General features: G+C 66.9%; 15 protein-coding genes. 10 read left to right on the top strand and 5 right to left on the bottom strand.

The annotated features are described in order from the left end of the window. Window positions 1-360: 360 nt before the first annotated feature. Window positions 361-915 carry a hypothetical protein gene (locus tag AC1DRO_RS15655; protein ID WP_476951521.1) on the bottom strand — a complete coding sequence of 185 codons (555 nt, stop codon included), beginning with the start codon at window positions 913-915 and terminating at the stop codon, window positions 361-363. Window positions 916-1,156: 241 nt separating this feature from the next. Here AC1DRO_RS15655 and AC1DRO_RS15650 point away from each other — a divergent pair, with 241 nt between their 5' ends. Together AC1DRO_RS15650 and AC1DRO_RS15645 are read left to right on the top strand one after the other, a co-directional pair. After that, the gene (locus tag AC1DRO_RS15650) at window positions 1,157-1,759 is read left to right on the top strand and encodes an arsenate reductase/protein-tyrosine-phosphatase family protein (protein ID WP_476951520.1); all 603 of its coding nucleotides are present in this window, start codon (window positions 1,157-1,159) and stop codon (window positions 1,757-1,759) included. An 85-nt stretch (window positions 1,760-1,844) separates the two neighbouring features. Next, window positions 1,845-3,029, top strand: a complete 1,185-nt coding sequence (locus AC1DRO_RS15645) for a PP2C family protein-serine/threonine phosphatase (RefSeq protein ID WP_476951519.1) — start codon at window positions 1,845-1,847, stop codon at window positions 3,027-3,029. 48 nt (window positions 3,030-3,077) lie between these two features. Here the strand turns inward: AC1DRO_RS15645 and opgC are convergent, their stop codons facing one another. Next, a complete protein-coding gene (opgC, locus tag AC1DRO_RS15640) occupies window positions 3,078-5,630 on the bottom strand; it encodes an OpgC domain-containing protein (protein ID WP_476951518.1) in 2,553 nt (850 codons plus the stop codon). Window positions 5,631-5,844: 214 nt separating this feature from the next. Between opgC and AC1DRO_RS15635 the strand changes: the two genes are divergently transcribed. From AC1DRO_RS15635 to AC1DRO_RS15605, 7 genes are all read left to right on the top strand, one after another. After that, window positions 5,845-6,903, top strand: coding sequence for an LCP family protein (locus AC1DRO_RS15635; RefSeq protein WP_476951517.1), 1,059 nt, complete (start codon window positions 5,845-5,847; stop codon window positions 6,901-6,903). Between the two features lie 75 nt (window positions 6,904-6,978). After that, window positions 6,979-8,094 carry an LCP family protein gene (locus tag AC1DRO_RS15630; RefSeq protein ID WP_476951516.1) on the top strand — a complete coding sequence of 372 codons (1,116 nt, stop codon included), beginning with the start codon at window positions 6,979-6,981 and terminating at the stop codon, window positions 8,092-8,094. A gap of 27 nt (window positions 8,095-8,121) precedes the next feature. Next, window positions 8,122-10,338, top strand: a complete 2,217-nt coding sequence (locus tag AC1DRO_RS15625) for a S9 family peptidase (RefSeq protein ID WP_476951515.1) — start codon at window positions 8,122-8,124, stop codon at window positions 10,336-10,338. 245 nt (window positions 10,339-10,583) lie between these two features. Continuing rightward, a complete protein-coding gene (locus AC1DRO_RS15620) occupies window positions 10,584-11,366 on the top strand; it encodes a peptidoglycan-binding protein (protein ID WP_476951514.1) in 783 nt (260 codons plus the stop codon). Between the two features lie 7 nt (window positions 11,367-11,373). Further along, on the top strand, window positions 11,374-13,908 hold the full coding sequence (locus AC1DRO_RS15615) for a hypothetical protein (RefSeq protein ID WP_476951513.1): 2,535 nt from the start codon (window positions 11,374-11,376) through the stop codon (window positions 13,906-13,908). A 161-nt stretch (window positions 13,909-14,069) separates the two neighbouring features. After that, window positions 14,070-14,279, top strand: coding sequence for a hypothetical protein (locus tag AC1DRO_RS15610; RefSeq protein ID WP_476951512.1), 210 nt, complete (start codon window positions 14,070-14,072; stop codon window positions 14,277-14,279). Window positions 14,280-14,296: 17 nt separating this feature from the next. Further along, the gene (locus AC1DRO_RS15605) at window positions 14,297-14,473 is read left to right on the top strand and encodes a hypothetical protein (RefSeq protein ID WP_476951511.1); all 177 of its coding nucleotides are present in this window, start codon (window positions 14,297-14,299) and stop codon (window positions 14,471-14,473) included. An 87-nt stretch (window positions 14,474-14,560) separates the two neighbouring features. Here the strand turns inward: AC1DRO_RS15605 and AC1DRO_RS15600 are convergent, their stop codons facing one another. Next, window positions 14,561-15,124 carry a GNAT family N-acetyltransferase gene (locus AC1DRO_RS15600; protein WP_079554917.1) on the bottom strand — a complete coding sequence of 188 codons (564 nt, stop codon included), beginning with the start codon at window positions 15,122-15,124 and terminating at the stop codon, window positions 14,561-14,563. A gap of 60 nt (window positions 15,125-15,184) precedes the next feature. Further along, on the bottom strand, window positions 15,185-16,354 hold the full coding sequence (locus tag AC1DRO_RS15595) for an acetate kinase (RefSeq protein ID WP_459385510.1): 1,170 nt from the start codon (window positions 16,352-16,354) through the stop codon (window positions 15,185-15,187). Between the two features lie 222 nt (window positions 16,355-16,576). On the opposite strand from AC1DRO_RS15595, the gene AC1DRO_RS15590 reads away from it, so the two are divergent. Next, window positions 16,577-16,840, top strand: coding sequence for a hypothetical protein (locus AC1DRO_RS15590; protein ID WP_476951510.1), 264 nt, complete (start codon window positions 16,577-16,579; stop codon window positions 16,838-16,840). Window positions 16,841-16,869: 29 nt separating this feature from the next. Here AC1DRO_RS15590 and pta read toward each other — a convergent pair whose 3' ends face one another. Continuing rightward, window positions 16,870-18,981, bottom strand: coding sequence for a phosphate acetyltransferase (pta, locus tag AC1DRO_RS15585; RefSeq protein ID WP_476951509.1), 2,112 nt, complete (start codon window positions 18,979-18,981; stop codon window positions 16,870-16,872). Between the last annotated feature and the right edge of the window lie 73 nt (window positions 18,982-19,054).

Here is a 19,054-nt window from a genome sequence, read left to right as displayed (position 1 = left end):
GGCTGAGGTGTGGGGCGCTATTCCTGGCGTGACGGAGGATTCCCGCAGATTCGGGTCAAGATCAATAAGACACCGACTCCAGGCCTTAGCCATTTCCTGGCGCTGCGAACGAGTGACGGCTGGACCCCAAATAACGGTGAAGCTTGTGGCCAGCACGTCAAGGTACAAATTACGGGGGGCTTTCAATCAGTCTCACCAATCCGGCCACGCCTTAAAAGTTTGCTGCCCTCGGCCAGTTGACGCCTCCACGGCCCGAACAGTTCCGACATGGCACCCCCACAAGATCCCGGCAGATTGCTTCTGGCCATTAGATCACTAATGGAAGGTCCGGCGAACTGCGGCTCGGAATGCGTTGCCCTGCTACCCCACTTTGGTGTCAACGATCGTCGAGAAGCCCGTCAAGGCGGGTGACAATGACGTAAGGCTTATCGCGACACTGTAGCTGCCGAACTGCGTCTCGTTTACGCTTCGCGCGTAGGAATAGGTCAGGTCGAAGACTTTGCTAAGTGCCACATTTCCCGGCACTGCGACCGTACCGGTGAACGCGTTTTTATTATCGAATGATCCGTTCACCGTTACCCCCGAGACCTTATTGACGCCGATTCTCGCCATCTTATTCGCCATGCCGCCCGCAGCAGGCGTCGGCGTGACTGTGATCGAGAACAACTGCGGACCCACGATCGCAGCCCCGGAATTCTCGATGGTGAAGTTGGCGGGAGCTTTGACATCGCGAGGATTCAGCTCGGCACGGCGAGTCGGCCCGGCAATCGTCAGCGACCGGACTACCACCGACGCCGCAGCGGCCGGCGCTGCAATGGCTGCCGCAATAACGGGGACGCTCCACGCTGCGCCCTTCACAACTGAACGGCGGTCGAAACTCGCCTTCGGTGCGGCCAAGCTCTTGATCTCCGACATCTATTTACCCCAAGTTCTAGTGCGGCGGAGAACCCCAGTCGGGCCAACTCCTGCCGAGCGTTTCGGCATCTTTGGACGACTGTACGCAGAAAAGCATGAATCTTCAATATCAAGATGCTTTATTTTCAAGAACGACAGAATTCGCCACTATCTCCTTGAAGCGATCTGGTCGCGCCCTGCGCGGCTAGACTCGGAAACCACGTCGCTGGCAAGAGTCTCGCTAATGGAAGTTGGATAAACCTTGGATACGCCTCGCCCCGTTCGGATCCTCACGGTCTGCACCGGCAACATCTGCCGCTCGCCGGTGGCCGAGCGCCTGCTGCAGGCGGGCCTGGACCAGGTGCGGCCCGGTGCTTTCGTGGTGCGGAGCGCCGGCACGCGGGCTATGGTGGGCGATCCGATCCAGCCGAGCTCTGCGGACATCATCAGGACGTATGGCGGCACCCCGGACGGCTTTGCGGCCCGCCAACTGACGCCAAGGATCCTCAAGGAGTCCGATCTGGTGTTGGCGATGACCGCTAAACACCGCGGCGAGGTGATGCAGATGGATGCCTCCTTGCTGAAGCGGACCTTTACTCTCCGCGAGTTTGCCCGGATGCTGAAGGTCCTTGAGCATCGCGGCGCGGACACCCCCGCACCCTCTCCCGCCAGCGACACTCCATCCTTTTGGCGGGAACTCCCCGGCCGGGCGGCGTCAGTTCGGCACCTGGCGCTGGCGCCGGACGCCGCCGACAACGACGTTGTGGATCCCTACCGGCGCGGGCAGGAGTTCTACGACCAGATGGAGGATGAGCTCGCCCCGGCCATCCTCGCCATTCTGCGGTTCGCCCGCCTCCACAGCTGACTTCGCCTCCTTCAGCCGCGGTTCACCGGCGCCGAAACCGGTCTTGGACAGTACTCTTGACGGTGACGGCCTGGGAGGACGGCAAATGAATGTGGATCTGACAACAGCCGACGAGAACGAGCGTGTCAGGCTGGTGTCCCTGCACGGCTTATCCCTGTTGGATACGCGGGCGGAGGAACGCTTTGACCGGATCACCCGTGCCGCCCGCGAACTGTTCAATGTCCCCGTAGCCGCAGTGAATCTGTTGGACAGCGACCGGGCGTTCGTGAAGTCACCGCAAGGAACGGGTTTGAGGGAGATCGACCGGAAGGACACCTTCTGTGACGCCGCGATTGCCCAACCGGAAATCCTGATGGTCCCGGACGCGATGGCGGACCGGCGGTTCTTGGACCTGCCTGACGTCGTCGGCGGGCGCGGGGTCCGGTTTTATGCCGGCCGGCCGCTGAGCGTGGATGCGGGCAGCAGGGTCGGCACTCTCTGCCTGTTTGACACCCAGCCGCGTGAGCTTTCCGAGGTTCAGCTCCGGCAGTTGGATGAACTCGGAAGCTGGGCCGAACGTGAGCTCCAAGACTCCGCGGACCGGGACCGTGCCCGAGCCGTGCAGCAGGCCTTACTGCCATCCTCCACGCCGGGCGCACCGCACTATCAGATTTCCGGGATCTGCCTGCCGAAAGGGGACGTGGGCGGGGACTTTTACTCGTGGAGTGAATCGGAAGACGGCGTGGATCTGATGCTTGCCGATGTGATGGGCAAGGGGACGGCTGCGGCGCTCATGGCCGCCACCGTCCGCAGCGCCGTACGCAGTGCCGGAGGCAACGCGCCCGGTGCGGTTCTGGACCGGGCCAGCAGGCTCCTCGCAGTGGATCTGGAGAACACGGCCACCTTTGCGACGGTCTTCCTGGCCAGGCTTGAGCCGGCCAGCGGGCGTCTGGAGTACGCCGACGCCGGTCACGGCCTGAGCATCATCGTCGCCCGTGACGGCTCCTACCGCCGCCTGCCCTGTCGCGGGCTGCCGCTGGGACTCGGTGAACCAGGCTCGTGGGGCACGGCATATGCTGTCCTCGCCCCGGGAGAGACCCTCGCGAGTTTCACCGACGGGCTCCTGGACCTCTACGACGGTACCTTGGCCGCGCTCGATGACCTCGCAGCCCTCGTCCGCGACAATACCCCCGCACAGCTCACCGCCCTCCTGCAGGACCTCCACCGGGAGACCCAGCCGGATGACGACGTCACAGCTATCTTCCTCACCCGCCTTCAGGTGGCCGCATAGCACACCCTCTGGGGAGGCTGGTGGCGGTTCTGGTCGCCGCGGCGCCCGTCAGGTGGGGATGACGCGAAACAGAAAGCGTGTCCGGACCATCACCCAAAGAACGGCCAGCACCACCAGGTACGCGGCCGTGTTCACGAGGACTCGGCCATCCTGCAGGGCGGGGATATTGGATATGACAGCGATCAGCACTACATGCATGATGAAAACGTAGAGTGTGGCCCGTCCGAGGGGAATCAAGAACCACCCCAAAATACGCTCCACGGGCTTCCAATAGGCCGTTAGGAACGCGTAGACCGCTACTACCAACAGCACGACGTTCAGCAACCTTCCCGGCTCCAGATAGGTGCGGCCGAAAAAGGCATCGTACATGGCACGGTAGGTGGCGTCCGGCATGACGGCCAGCCGGGTATCAAACCCGTTGGCAAGATACGGATTACAGAAGGACAGGAAAGCCAGTGCGGCCGCGGCCGCCGTGCAAGCGACCACCACCCAGGTCCGACGGCCCAGCCAGGCGATGATGGCCGCCCGATGGTACCCGGCCACCAGACCGAGCACGAAGAGGACCTGCCATACCATCAGCGGAAAGGAGTCCTCGAACTGCGAGGGCAGCAGCCGGATCCTGAACACAGCACCCGCCGCGTAGAGAGCTGCGGACGACGCCAGCACCCACAGCACCTTTCCCCGGGACAACGCCGCCAATACCAGGGGGCTGACGATGAGCAGCACCACATAGAGGCCCATGACGTTGAACTGCCAGGGCCCGAACTTCAACAGCAGGATCCCGGGGATCACTTCGGGGGGCACCGGGAACTGCAGTAGGGACCTCATTCCCGCGTAGAGGTCATAGGCGCGGCCCGATCCCCCGCGCCCCGCGGCGCCCGTTCCCTGGTCAACGAATGACGTCAGGGCATCCGCATTGACAGCCGGCACAAGCGAAAAGATGAAGACGCCGAGCAGAACCACCAAGGCCGTGCCGTACAGCTTTCCCGCGCGCCTCCCGGCATGGTCCACCACGTCACCGAGATGGTCCGTGACCCGCGGACCGAACACCATGCCCAGGACCAACCCGGAAAACAGGACAAAGAGTTCCGCCCCGGACACGAAGCCCACGGCCTCCTGAGTGAATAACTGAAAAAGCGAAGTCATGCCCAAGTGATTGACCACAACAAACACAATGGCGAGCCCACGCAGGAGGTCCACCCTTGAATCCCGGGAAGAGGGGTCCGTGTACGACCAGCCCGAAACGCGGCGCAAACGCCGGGGAGCGGCCCACAACAGGAACAACACCAACACCACAGCGGCACCAACGCCCCAGACTGCCCCGCCGGAAAGGACCTGACCGGCGTCCGGCACGGAAGCACTCGGGTCTTTGGTGGCGGTGACGGGTCCTGTTACCAGGGTGGAGCTTTCCAAACGGTTTCCGGCTGCTGCGGCGATGTCCGGCCGTCCGGTCAGCCGCCAGTCGATAGCGGCCACACCGTTGTCCCTGGTGCTCATTTTCTCATCCCAGACCACGGCCTCGACACCGCTGAACCGCTCTGATGAGGACTCAGCAAGCACTTGCCCCCACCAGGAAAGCTTGATGGCGGACTCCTCTGCGCCGCCCACTGTGGGGCTGTAGAACGCTGCAGTCTGGAGCATCAGTGGCTTAGCACGTCCTTGGACGTAGGCGCCGTAGAAATTGCCGAAGGAACCACCGGCCTCGTGACCGGTCAGCATGTCTGCCAGCTCCCCGGAGGCCGGCACCGAGTTCACGGCGGCTCCGCCACGGGTGTCGTCATGGTAGGCGCTCAGCCCGACCCACTCAACGACGTCGTCCCCGGGATAGTACGGCGAGTAGCCGTCATCAGCACCATCCCAGACACCGTCCCCGTTGGAGTCCAGGATCCGATACCCGTCAGAGCCGGGCCTGGGCGCGTTGCGGTTCCGCTCAAAGGGGTAATCCTTGGCCAGGAAGGGCTCCCAGACCATGACAGTGCCGGCGTCGTCAATGGAGCCAAACGCGGCTGCCACCGCCCGAAAGGCGGCCACATAGGCAGCTGGCTGCTGGCCCCAGCTCACCCAGCTGGAGTTCATGTCCGGGGCAAACCGGATGAACACTTTCCCGGGAATCCCCTCCGTGAGCCGTCCGATCTCCTGCGCAAAAGCAAGAGCCCTAACAGCATCGATCTGCTCCAACGGAACAGCGGGCTTTACCGTCAGCTGGGCATGGGCGCCCAGGGAGCCTGCCTGCTCGACGAACTTGCGGACATCCGCCTTCTCGGATTCCCGGACCGGCAGGGTGACATCGTGGCTGAAAATGCCCGGCGAGGAACCCAGTCGTTCAGAGAACCCCGCCGCGCTATCCTCGCCCCATTGCAATGCTGCACCGAGGAGAGGACCGTGACCCTTCGCCGGACCCGTTGAACCGGACGAGGCACGTGCCGGTTCGGCCGCCGGACCAGCAACGGAACCACCCATCGGGTCGGCGTCCGCAACCATGGCCGGGCCCACAATAAGCAGGAACAGGAAAGCCGGCAGGAACGCTGCATAAAGGAGTCCGCGGCCCGGCACTCGGGCATCTCCAACCGTGGCCGAACGCCGCGCGCCGGGATGCTTCATCTGCCCCTCCCACGGGGATATCCGGACCCCCCTGTGAGGCCACCGCCCGATACTATCGGGCCGAGGCAGTCCAGATGACCAGGCCACGCACCGCCGGAAGTGTTGATAGAGGGGCCCGGTGTACTGTATTGAGGGCCTCCACGGCGCCCGTGCGGCACCTGGCATTGGTCAAAATGGAATCCGGGCACTGGGCCCGGCCGACTTTGAGGAACACATGACACACCCCTTCGACAGCTCTGACGACGCAGCCAGGGAAGAATTCAGCGAGCGGCGGCGACCCGCGAGGAAACGCCGGGGCCGCAAGTTGCTGATCGCCGTCGCCGTGGTGGTGGCTCTCGTCGCGGTGGTGGCTGGCGGCTATCTCTTCAACCTCGCCCACACCTTCGACTCCGGTAGCAGAAAGATCGACCAGGCGTTCCCGGACGAGTCCACGCGCCCGAAGAAAACGGACACCTCGATGAACATCCTGGTGATGGGCAGTGACAGCCGCGGCGCTGCCGAGCCCGACACCGCCAGCACGCCCACTGACCAGCGCGCGGACACGCTGATGCTCGTGCACATTCCGGCGGACCGCAAGAACATCTACACGATGTCCGTCATGCGCGACCTCTGGGTGGACATCCCCGGGCACGGCGAGGCGAAAATCAACTCGGCGCTGGCCCTGGGCGGAACGCCGCTGATGGTGCAGACCATTGAGTCGATCTTCCAGCAGCGCATCGATCACGTGGCGATGATCGACTTCGAGGGCTTCAAAGGGCTCACCGACGCGCTGGGCGGGGTGACCGTTAACACCAAGCTGCCGTTTACGTCGAACGATCTGAAGGGCCAGTCCTTCGCCCCGGGCCAACACACCTTCAATGGAACCGAAGCCCTGGCCTTCGTGCGCGAACGCCACGCCTACGCCGACGGCGACTACCAGCGGGTGCGCAACCAGCAGGAGTTCCTGCGGGCCATCATCAAGAAGTCCACCGCCGGCCAGACGCTGAGCAACCCAATCACTATCAACAACATGGTGGGCGCCGTCTCGCCGTTCGTCACCGTGGACAAGTCCTTTGATTCTGGAGCCGTGGCGGGGCTGGGGCTCGAGCTCAGGGACATCCGGGCGCAGAACACTGTCATGTTCACGCTGCCGACCAACGGCGTGGGAACGTCTGCGGACGGCCAGTCGATCGTGCTGGCCGACCCGGACGCCATCCAAAAAATCTCCGCGGCGATGGCCTCTGGCACCCTGGGCGAATACGTCGCGGCGAACAAGTTCGAGAACGGCAACTGAGCCCGGCCGGGTGAGGCGCCCAGAGAGGCCCTTGGACCCTTAGTCCGCGGCCGGGCGCAGTGGTAGCGTCCGCTTATGGGGAACGCTCCGGAGCCAACAGCGGCGGCTTCCGCGGCGTCCCCGCCCCCTCCCCCGCATGCCGCGGCAGGCGCTCGCCGCCGGACGCTGCTGTTGCTGGGAGCCCTGCTCGCGGTCGCCGCCGCGGTGGCCGTCGCGGTCGCGGCCTACATACTCCCCGGGCCCCGTCCCGGTGGCACCGGCCCGGCCGGAGCTACGGCACCGGCGGCCGCCCCGGCGGCCGCGACCGCGACGGCGGCCAGCCCCACGCCGTCGCCCACCCCCACGCGCACCCCGGAACCACCCGCCGTCGCCCTCAACATCCTGCTGATCGGGAGCGACAGCCGGGTGAATGAGCGGGCGGCGGCGGCCCGCGGCACCACCTCCGATCAGCGCGGCGACGCCCTCGTGCTGATCCACCTCCCGGCGGACCGGAAGAGCGTCTACGGCATCTCGATCATGCGCGATCTTTGGGTGGACATCCCCGGCCACGGAACCGCGAAGGTGAATGCCGCGCTGGAACTGGGCGGACTGCCGCTGATGACGCGGACGGTGGAGGCGCTGCTGGGTGCGCACATCGACCACACGGTGATGCTGGATTTTCAAGGGTTCGCGGCCATGACGGACGCGCTCGGCGGTGTCGACGTCAACATCAAACAGTCATTCACCGCCACCGCAGATGACAAGGTGCACTTTCCGGCGGGCGTGAACCACCTCAACGGGCTGCAGGCCCTGGCCTTTGTCCGCGAGCGCCATGCCTTTGCCGATGGCGATTACCAGCGGGTCCGGAACCAGCAGACGTTCTTGAAAGCCATGATGGCCAAGTTGGCTTCCGAAGGCGGCCTGGCGGACCGCGGCACCGTCCGCAAACTCATCACCACGGTGCTGCCGCACGTGTCCCTGGACGCAAGCTTCACCCTGGAGTCGCTGGAAAACCTCGCCTTCGGCCTGCGGAGCACGCCGCCGGGACGTGGGGTGTTCTTCACCCTGCCGACCGCCGGCACCGGGTTCAGCCGGGACGGCCAGTCGATTGTCCTGAAGGACCCTGCCGCGACCGCAGCGCTCTCCGCCGCACTGCGCTCGGGAACGCTCGCCGGCTACGTGGCGGCCAACAATTTGCAGAACGGCAATTGAGGCGCCGCTCTTCGGTAGATTGGGTCCATGACCCAGACTCCCGCCCAGCCGTCCCCGCAGCCTCCCGTCGCCCGGAAAGTTCCCGCGGTGCGCACCCATCACGGCGACGCGTTCGAGGACAACTACGAGTGGCTCCGGGACAAGGAGTCCGCAGAGGTCGTGGACCTGCTCAAGGCGGAAAACTCCTACCAGGAGTCCGTGACCGCGCACCAGGAGCCGCTGCGCGAGGCAATCTTCCAGGAAATCAAGGGCCGCACCCAGGAAACTGACCTTTCCGTCCCGAACCGCAAGGACGGCTGGTGGTATTTCACCCGCTCGGTCGAGGGCAAGGAGTACGGCATCCACTGCCGCGTGCGCGGCCAGGACACCGGGGACCGCGTCGCGGACTGGACTCCCCCGGCCGTGGAGGCCGGCGTCGTCATCCCCGGCGAGGAAGTCCTCCTCGATGGCAACCTCGAGGCCGAGGGCAAGCCGTTCTTCGCCGTAGGCGGGGCCGCCACGACCATCGACGGAACCCTCTACGCCTACGCCGTGGACAACGCAGGAGACGAGCGCTTCACCCTGCGCATCAAGGACCTCCGCACCGGCGACTTGCTGCCGGATGTGATCGAGAACGTTTTCTACGGCATCTCCTTCTCCCCCGACGGCAGCCGGATCTTCTATACCGTGGTGGACGATTCGTGGCGGCCGTACCAGGTCAAGTCCCACGTGCTCGGCACACCCGTCGGCGAGGACACGGTCATCTACCAGGAGGACGACGTCGCCATGTGGCTCGGCTTCGAACTCTCTGCCGACCGGCGGCACCTGGTGCTCAGCATCGGCTGCTCCGAGTTCAGCGAGACCCGCCTGCTGCGCTTCGATGACCCCGACGCCGGCCTGCGCACCGTGATCTCCCGCGACGAGCGCATCCTCTACGAGGCCGAGCCGTTCCTGCTGGCGGACGCCTCGGGGCTGGGCCGGGAGCGGATCCTGCTCACGCACAACAAGGACGCCATCAATTCCATGGTCTCGCTGGTGGACCCGGCCGAGCTCGCAAAGCCGCTCGCCGAGCAGCACTGGGATACCGTCGTCGCCCATTCCGACCAGGTCCGGGTCAACGGCGCCGGCGTCACGTCGACCCACGCGGTGGTCTCCGTGCGCAAGGACACCATTGAACGGGTCCAGGTCCTGCCTCTGGCAGGACTGGGCACCCCGGAGCAGGGCGCCGCCGTGGAGCCGGCGTTCACCGAAGAGCTGTATACCGCCGGCGTCGCGGGCTCCGACTACGAGGCGCCCGTGATCCGGATGGGCTACACCTCCTACTTCACCCCGTCGCGGGTCTACGACTTTGTACTGCCCACCCCGGAGCAACCGGGCGGTGAACTCCTGCTGCGCAAGGAGAGCCCGGTGCTGGGCGGCTACACGCCCTCGGACTACGTCGCCACCCGGGAATGGGCGGTGGCGTCCGACGGGACCCGGATTCCGCTCTCGGTCCTCCGCCACGCCTCCGTCCGGCAGGATTCGACGGCGGCCGGCCTGGTGTACGGCTACGGCTCCTACGAAATGAGCATGGATCCGGGCTTCGGGATCCCCCGGTTGTCCCTGCTGGACCGGGGCGTCGTGTTCGTGATCGCCCACATCCGAGGCGGCGGCGAGCTGGGCCGGCACTGGTACGACGACGGCAAGAAGCTGCACAAGAAAAACACATTCACCGACTTCATTGCGGCCACGGACTGGCTCGCCGGTTCCGGCTGGGTGGACCCGGCACGGATCGCGGCGATGGGCGGCTCCGCCGGCGGCCTGCTCATGGGCGCGGTCGCCAACCTGGCGCCGGAAAAGTACGCGGCGATCGTTGCCGCCGTCCCGTTCGTGGACGCATTGACCACCATTCTGGACCCCGACCTGCCGCTCTCGGCGCTGGAGTGGGAGGAATGGGGCAACCCGATCACCGACCCGGACGTGTACGCGTACATGAAGTCGTACACGCCCTATGAGAACGTCCGTGCCGTGGCGTACCCGAAGATCGCCGCGGTCACCAGCTTCAACGACACCCGCGTGCTCTACGTGGAGCCGGCCAAGTGGGTGCAGCGGCTGCGCGAGGTGAACACCGGCAGCGAACCCGTCGTTCTGAAAATCGAGATGGAAGGCGGCCACGGCGGCGCCTCGGGCCGGTACGTGCAGTGGCGCGAACGGGCCTGGGACTACGCGTTCGTCGCCGATTCCCTCGGCGCCACCGAACTGCTGCCCGGAGCCGGACTGAAGTAAGAACCCCATCGGGTGCTCCGTAGCCGCCCTTTTGGACCTCCATGAGGGCAGTTACGGAGCAATCGATGCGTTTTCCGGCCGATCAGCAGGCTTTCCGGTGTTAATCCGGGAGCCCGCTACCGATATGTGGTCATCATGCTTACTATTTACTGGCATGATGGGCACTTCGACGTGGAACCCGTCCGCTGGGGGCGGGGCGTCGTAGGGCTTTGACCGGGCACTGGGTGCCGGAGATGGAGTTTGTTATGAGCGTTGAGCAGGGAATGACCCCGTTGACTGATGATGAGCTGATGGCGGAGGGCGGCACCGCTCTCCCGGACAAGGAAGTCGCCTCCGTCCTGGACCTGAATGCCGACCTGAACCTGGGGATCAGTGCCGCGGCGCCGATCGACCTCGGCGTCGCGGCCAACGCCAACGTGGCCGCCCCGATTGACGCAGGCGCTTCGGCTAACGTCCTCTCCGCCGGATCCGAGTCCCAGGCCCTCGCCGACCAGGGCACCATTATCAACCAGGGCGTCACGGGCGATGCCACGGCAGACTCCACCCAGGACAGTGTCATCGACCAGGGCACCGGTGCGGATGCCGGGACCACAGCAGATTCTGCCGCAGCGCCCGCTGCCACGGATCCGGTCACGCCTGCTGCCACGGCCGATCTCGGCGGCGCTGTACCGGCCGGCACGGTACACGCCGATGCCACCGGCGTATTGCCGGATGGCACGGCCCCGGACCTGGGCGGTGCGCTGCCGACGGATGTCGGGGCCGCCGCCGGCGCTGCGGGTGCCCTCAGCGGCAACCTGCTCAACGTCGACGTAAACCTGGACGCCAACGCCGGCATCGCGGCACCGATCAATGGTGCGGTGGCCGCCAACGCCAACGTGGCCGCGCCGATCGACGCTGCCGTCGGCGCCAACATCGGCTCCATCGACAGCAACGCGTTCGCCGTCGCCCAGCAGGATGCCATCATCAACCAGGACATCCATGGTGACGCTACGGCGTCGGCTGACCAGCAGTCCGACCTGAAGCAGTAGCACCTAGATGAGCACTGAGCACGGAGGGCCGTCCGGTCAGGACGGCCCTCCGGCCCTGCCTGCCACCGGCGGCGCCACACCCGCCGCCACATCGCCCGACTCCGGAGCCGGTGCACGCGGCGACGCTGCCGGGCCGGCGTCGTCCGCGGCGGTCGGCCTGCAGCCGGTTCCGGTGCGGGCCGCCGGCGTCCAGCTGATCGGCGAGGCGAAGGGGTCCGGTTACAAGGAAGCCCCGTCCCTCGTGCGCCGTTCCGACGGCCAGACCATCCAGCTCACCCGACTGCTGTACCTGGTGCTCGAGGCGATCGACGGCGAGCGGGGCCTGGAAGAAATCGCCGGGCACGCCAGTGACAGTTTCGGACGGCTCGTCAGTGCCGAGAACGTCCGCACCCTGATCACTTCCCAGCTGCTCCCCCTCGGCCTCCTGCAATTGGCGGACGGTTCCGAGCCGGCGGTAAAGAAATCGAACCCGCTGCTGGGTATGCGCTTCCGGTACTCGGTGACCGATCCGGACCGCACCCGGAAGATCACCGCGCCGTTCGCCACGCTGTTCAACCCCTTGATCGTGGTGGCCGTGACCGCGGCCTTCCTGGCCACGTGCTGGTGGGTGCTGATGGTCAAGGGTCTGGCATCGGCCACGCATGAGGCCTTTGCCAACCCCGGCCTGGTGCTTCTGATCCTGGTGGTCACGGTGCTCTCGGCCGGTTTTCATGAGTTCGGCCACGCCGCCGCCGCCCGCCGCGGCGGGGCCACCCCCGGCGCCATGGGGACCGGCCTGTATCTGATGTGGCCGGCCTTCTATACCGACGTCACGGATTCCTACCGACTGGGGCGCGGCGGCCGGCTGCGCACGGACCTGGGCGGACTGTACTTCAACGCCATCGTGGCCGTCGCGATCATGGGAATCTGGTGGGCCACCGGATTCGATGCGCTGCTGCTGGTGGTGGTCACCCAGATCCTGCAGATGGTCCGGCAGCTGATGCCGCTGGTCCGCTTCGACGGCTACCATATCCTGGCCGACGCTACCGGTGTCCCGGACCTGTTCCAGCGCATCAAGCCCACGCTGCTGGCCCTGGTGCCGTGTCGAAAGACCGATCCCGAAGCCGGGCTCCTGAAGCCCTGGGCGCGGGCCGTGGTCACCATCTGGGTGCTGGTCACGGTCCCCCTGCTGCTCTTCAGCATGGCCACCATGGTGCTCACTTTGCCGCGCGTCCTGGGCACTGCCTGGGACAACGGCCTGAAGCAGCAGGCGATGCTTTCCCACAGCGTCGCCACCGGGGACCTCGCCGACGCCGCCGTCCGGGTGATCGCGATAGCCTGCCTGGCGCTGCCGGTGCTGGGCATCTTCTACATCCTGTTGCGCCTGGTCCGCCAGCTGGCCACCGGCCTGTGGCGCAAGACCCGCGGAAAGGCCCTCCAGCGTGCCGCCGCCGTCGTTGCGATCGCGGCGGTGGCGGCGGGCCTCGCCTGGGCCTGGTGGCCGGGAGCTGACACCTACCGCCCGGTCCAGCCCTACGAGCGTGGCACCCTGGCCGACGCCACCACCGCCGTCTTCCCGGCCTCCGCCGCGTCCCGGATGGCCGAGGGCCAGCCGGGAACGACCGTTGCCCTGTGGCCGGAGGGCGCCCGGCGGCCCACACGCGAGGACCCGCAGCTGAGCATGGTCCTGGTGCCCCGGCAGTCCGGCACGGCCAGCACGGCCGGCCCCGCGGCGGCGCCGGCTGCCCCTTCCTGGGTCTTCCCCTTCGACAAGCCGGCTGCTCCGGAGGACGACGGCAACCAGTCGCTCGCGGTCAACACCACTGACGGTTCCGTGGTCTACGACGTCGCCTTCGCCCTGGTCTGGGCCGAGGACGGTGACACCGTGGACACACGGAATGAGGCGTACGCCTTTGCCAGCTGCGCGGACTGCGCCGCCGTGGCGGTGGGGTTCCAGGTGGTCCTGATTGTGGGACAGACCGATGTGATCGTTCCGGAAAATCTCTCGGCGTCGGCGAACTATAACTGCGTCCGGTGCCTGACGTACGCCCTGGCCAGCCAACTTGTCCTGACCCTGGATGGGCCCCTGAGCAGCGACGGCACGGCCAGGCTCAACGCGCTGTGGCAGGAGATCGCCGCCTACGGCAAGGACCTGCGAAACCAGCCACTCTCGGAGATCCAGGGCCGGCTCAGCGCCTACAAGGAACAGATCATGGCGGTCATCAAGGCCGATCCGAGCGCCACCCCGGCCGGGTCTGCCGGCGCAGCGCCGACGCCGGGCGCCACTCCCGGCGCCACCTCCGGCGCCACGCCTGGTACGACGTCGGGAGCCACTGCCGAAACCACACCCGGCAGCACGCGGGCCCCGGCCCCGGGACCCACGGGAGCCACGGCGCCGAGTGACGGTACGACGTCGTCCGGTCCCGCCCCGGGATCCGGTGCCACGGAGCCGGCAGGGCAGCAACCGACGCAGCCCGCGGCACCGGCGCCTGCCGGTTCCACGGCGCCCGCAGCGGGGGCGGTCACGCCCGTGCCCGCAGGAACCGCCCCGCCGGCTCCGTAGGCGCGCACCCGTGGAACACGTTCGGCCGGAAGGATCTCTCCTTCCGGCCGAACGTGTCAGACCGTCTGGGTCCCCAGGACCAGGTCAGCGGGCCTTCCCTTCATCCGTGAGGAGGGTGTACACCATTTCCGTGGCCCATTCGCCGACGGAGAGGCAACACCATGAGACTAACGCTGACAGAGTTCCTCACATTGGACGGCGTGGCGCAGGGTCCTGGATCGCCCGATGAGGATACCAGCGACGGCTTCTCACAAGGAGGTTGGTTCGTCCCCTACCTTGACGAAGAATTCATCCAGCAGGCGGCGGACTGGCTGGGTGAGGCGGATGCGTTGCTGTTCGGCCTCCGAACCTACGTCTGGCGAAGGGGCTGATCGACGAACTGAGGCTGGTGATCGCCCCTGTGGTGGTGGGTAACGGCAGGCAACTGTTTCCGGCCGGAGGCGCCCCGGCGGGCCTGCGTCTGGTACGCAATGAGGCGACGCCGGGCGGACTCGCGATTCTTGTCTATGAGTCGGCAGGGCTTCCGACGTACGGGACCTATGAGCCTGGTTCGTCCGGCACCTGAGGCCCGTGGTTGAGCTTGAGGCCGATGGTTGAGCCGGCAGCTGCGCTGCACCAGGCGGAGTTGCGCGAGTTCAAGTGCCGGGCCCGGTCAGCGGGCCTTCCACTCGTCCGCGAGGATGGCGTATACCACCTCCGTGGCCCATTCGCCCTTGTAGTGCCATTTGTCCACCTGCCGTGATTCCAGGCGCATGCCGAGCCGTTCACAGAGCGCCGCCGAGGCCGTATTCAGGGCATCGAGCTTGGCGTCGATGCGGTGGAAGCCCAGGTCCTCAAAGCCGAGCTTGAGCAGTGCCCGGGCGGCCTCGCTGGCGATGCCCCGTCCCCGCGCCTCTGGGGCCAGGCTCCAGCCGATCTCGGCCTGCCCGCACCCCTCCAGCCACTTCAGCACCACCTCGCCGAGGAGTCCGGGCGAATCCTGGGCCTCAATGGCCAGGGCCACCCAGTCGCCCTCCTTCTCGAACTCGAAGTTGGCGTACCGTCCCACCGTTTCCATCGACTGGGTGTAGCTCTTGGCCTCTCGGGGCAGGAACCGGGCGGTTTCCGGGAGCGAGTGGTAGGCATGGAAGGCATCGAGGTCGGCGGCTGCAAAACGCCGCAGCACCAGCCGCTCGGTGCGGATGGGCAGCGGAGGCAGTGGCTTGGGTTCATTCATGTCCCCAACGCTACCCATCCGTTGCTCCGGAAGCGCCGTTTTGCGCGGCCAAAAGGGCGGTTACGGAGCAACGGATGCCTGCGCGACGACGGCGGCTGTTGCCTCCGCGATCGCCCGTTCCTCGTCGGTGGGGACCACAAGGACCGGCAGGGCCGACGTCGGGGTGGAAATGACGCGGGGTTCCCTGGACCGCTCCCGGTTCAGCCCGGCGTCGAGTTCGACGCCGAGGGCACCGAGCCGCTGCGCCACCAGGTTCCGGAACTGGTGCGAGTTCTCGCCGATTCCGGCCGTGAACACAAGGGCCTTCGCGCCGCCCACGGCCACGTGGTAGCCGCCGATGTACTTCGCGAGCCGGTAGGAGGCGACCGCCAGGGCCATGGCCGCCTTGGCATCGCCGGCTTCCGCGGCCTCCACCACGGAGCGCATGTCGTTGTTGCCGGCCAGGCCTTTGAGCCCGGACTGCCGGTTCAGCATCGAATCAAGGTCCTCGGGTGACCAACCGTTCCGGCCGAGGAAGACCAGGATGGACGGGTCGAGGTCGCCGGAGCGGGTGCCCATGACGAGGCCCTCGAGGGGCGTGAATCCCATGGACGTGTCGATTGACTGACCGCCCCGGATCGCGGTGACCGAGGCGCCGTTCCCCAGGTGGGCGATCACGGCGTCGAACTCCTCGACCGGAACGTCCAGCAGCGCCGCGGCCCGGTGCGCGACGTATTCGTGCGAGGTGCCGTGGAAGCCGTAGCGGCGGATCCCGTGGTTCGTGTAGAGCTCGTCCGGTACCGCATAGCGCCAGGCGTGCTCGGGCAGGGTGCGGTGGAAGGCGGTGTCGAACACGGCCACCTGCGGCAGTTCGGGCCACTTCTTCGAGATCGCGCGGATGCCAAGGACGTTCGCGGGGTTGTGCAGCGGGGCGAGCGGGTTCAGCCGCTCAATGGCCCGGGTGATCTCGTTGTTGACCAGCACCGGCTCGGCGAAGCGCTCCCCGCCGTGCACCACGCGGTGGCCGACGGCATCCAATACGCGGTCCCCCAGGGCGTCGTGGATGGCGGCGTCCACCTGCTCCAGCGCCTCGGCGTGGTCGCGCGGGCCCTCGATCTGGCCGTCGCCCTCACCGCCGGCACCCATGCCGATCTTCTCGACCAGGCCTTCGGTGAGCACGCTGCCGGCCTCGACGTCGCGCACCTGGTACTTGAGCGAGGACGAGCCGGAGTTGATGACGAGCACGAGCATGGGGCCTCCTAAGCCTTGGCTTCGACGCTACCCGAGGGTGCGCCGGGACTGGCATCACGCCGGAGCCTGGCCGAGCGCTCCGTGGGATCCACTATAAATTGCCGGACCAAATTGCCGGAACGCCAGTGGCGCCCATCCGTTGCGAAAGCCAGTCCGTTGCGAAAGCCGGGCCGGGCGCCTAGAGTCGGCGGACCAACTGGACAACTCACGAAGGGGATTTCCATGACTGACGACGCGACCCAGCCGGAAGGCACCGAACCAGCGGGCACCGAACCCGCCAGCGGTTCAGGTAAACCTGATCCCACCGGCGTCGTCGGCGCGAACCCGGCCCTGGACGACACAGGAAACCCCAAGGCCGCCGAGGTCGGCGAAGCGCCCGAGGCCCCCGAGCATCTGGAGAACCTGGATCTCACGCCGGCGGGCCTGGCCGATGAGCCCGCCAAGGAGGAAGACCCCGAAAGTCCGGCGAAGCCGGAAAACAGCTGAGCCGGAACAGCTGCGCAGAAGACACCTGACTATGCGCGGGCGGCCGCAGGTTCCGGCTCGGTAACGGGCTCCACGGACTGGGCCTGCACGGCGGTGATGGCCACCGTGTTCACGATGTCCTCCACCGTGCAGCCGCGCGAGAGGTCGTTAACCGGCTTCCGGAGGCCCTGCAGGACCGGCCCGACGGCGACCGCACCGGAGGACTGCTGCACTGCCTTGTAGGTGTTGTTGCCGGTGTTCAGGTCCGGGAAGATGAACACTGTCGCCTGCCCTGCCACGGACGAGCCCGGCATCTTGGACGCGGCGATGGCGGCGTCGACGGCGGCGTCGTACTGGATGGGGCCTTCAACGGCGAGATCCGGGCGGCGGTCCTTCACGACTTCGGTGGCCTGCCGGACTTTGTCCACTGCTTCCCCGGTCCCCGATCCGCCGGTGGAGTAGGACAGCATGGCCACCCGCGGCTCCACGCCGAACTGGGCTGCGGTCTCGGCTGAGGCCAGCGCGATATCCGCCAGCTGCTCCGCGTTCGGGTCAGGGTTGACCGCGCAGTCGCCGTAGACCAGCACCCGGTCCGGCATCAGCATCAGGAACACCGAGGAGACGATCTTGACGCCGTCCCGGGTCTTGACGAACTCCAGCGCGGGACGGATGGTGTGGGCCGTGGTGTGCGCGGCGCCGGACACCATGCCGTCCACCACGCCGAGCTGCACCATCATGGTGCCGAAGTAGCTGCCGTCGAGCATGACTTCCAGCGCCCGGGCCAGGTCCACGCCCTTGTGCGCCCGCAGCTCCGCGTACTTCTGGGCAAACTGCTGGCGCAGCTCTGACGTCGCGGGGTCCACGATGCTCATGCCGGAGAGGTCGATGCCCTGGGTGGACGCCAGCTCCCGGACCGCCGACTCATTGCCCAGGATCGTGAGGTCGCAGACGTCCCGCCGGTGCAGAATTTCGGCGGCCCGCAGGATCCGCACGTCGTTCCCCTCGGGCAGGACGATGTGCCGGCGCTGCAGCCGGGCCCGCTCAATGAGGTCGTGCAGGAACCGCAGCGGCGTCATCCGCTCCAGCCGCGGCAGGTGCAGCCGCTCCACCAGCTCGGCCTCGTCCACGCGCTTAGCCCACAGCCCCACGGCCGAGGCCACCTTGCGGCGGTGCCCCGACCAGATCTCGCTGCGGACCTCGGACACCCGTTTGGCGGTGGTGTAGGTATCGTCCGGGGCCGCGAACACGGGGAATGGCGCCTGCGCCAGCAGCGAGTAGATGTTGGGGTCCGGGGCCAGGCCGCCGGTGAGGATGAGCGCCGACGGCACCGGAAACTCCGGCGAGAACGACGACGCGAGGCACGCGACCATCACGTCCGCACGGTCACCCGGGACGATCACGAGGGCGCCGTCGTCGAGCACGTGCAGGAAGTTGGCCACGTTCATCGCCGCCACCTTGATGGAATGGACGTCGCGTTCCATGTCCTGCCGGCCGGCCACCTGGCGGATCCCAAGGGCCGAGGCCACCTCCCCGGTGGTGGGCCGTGCGATGTCGTCCAGCTCGGGGAAGACGTAGACGGGGCGGCCGGACGCGCCGGGCTTCACGGCGGCGACGATCCCGTCCACGTCCTCCGGGTCGGCGCGGTTCACCATGATGGCCAGGAGGCTGCAGCGTTCCGCCGCCAGTTCCTTGCGGGCAACCTCGACGGCGTCGGCAGCCTCCGCGACGGTCCGCCCCTTCGCGCCCACCACGGCGACGATCGAGGCGGCCAGGTTGTTCGCGAGGCGAGCGTTGAGGTCGAATTCGACGGCGGCATCCTGGCCGGTGAGGTCCGTCCCCTCCACAATCACCACGTCGCAGTGGCGGGACATTTCGGCGAAGATCTCCACGCAGCGGGCGTCGATCTCGGCCCTGTTTCCCTCGGCCAGCAGCCCGCGGACCTCGGCAAACGTCAGGCCGCCGCGGCAGCGCTGGTCATCAAGATCGAACCGGGCCTTCATTAGCGCCACCATCGGGTCCGCCGCGGCGTCGTTGCCGTGAACCACAGGCTTGAAGAAGCCGATCCGGTCCGCGTGCCGGTGGAGGGTGTCCGCCAGCCCCAGCGCTATGAGGGACTTGCCGGAGCCCGGGGTGGTCGCGCTGACGTAAATTCCTTTGGCCATGTGTCCCAGCATACTTACACCCCTTGACAGCGGGCACCCACATGGGATTACCTAATGAACATTCGGTAAATAA

Source organism: Arthrobacter sp. P4_F11 (genome assembly GCF_056401395.1).
The sequence above is the reverse complement of the archived record's forward strand: the minus strand, read 5'-3'. Positions and strand labels throughout refer to the sequence as shown.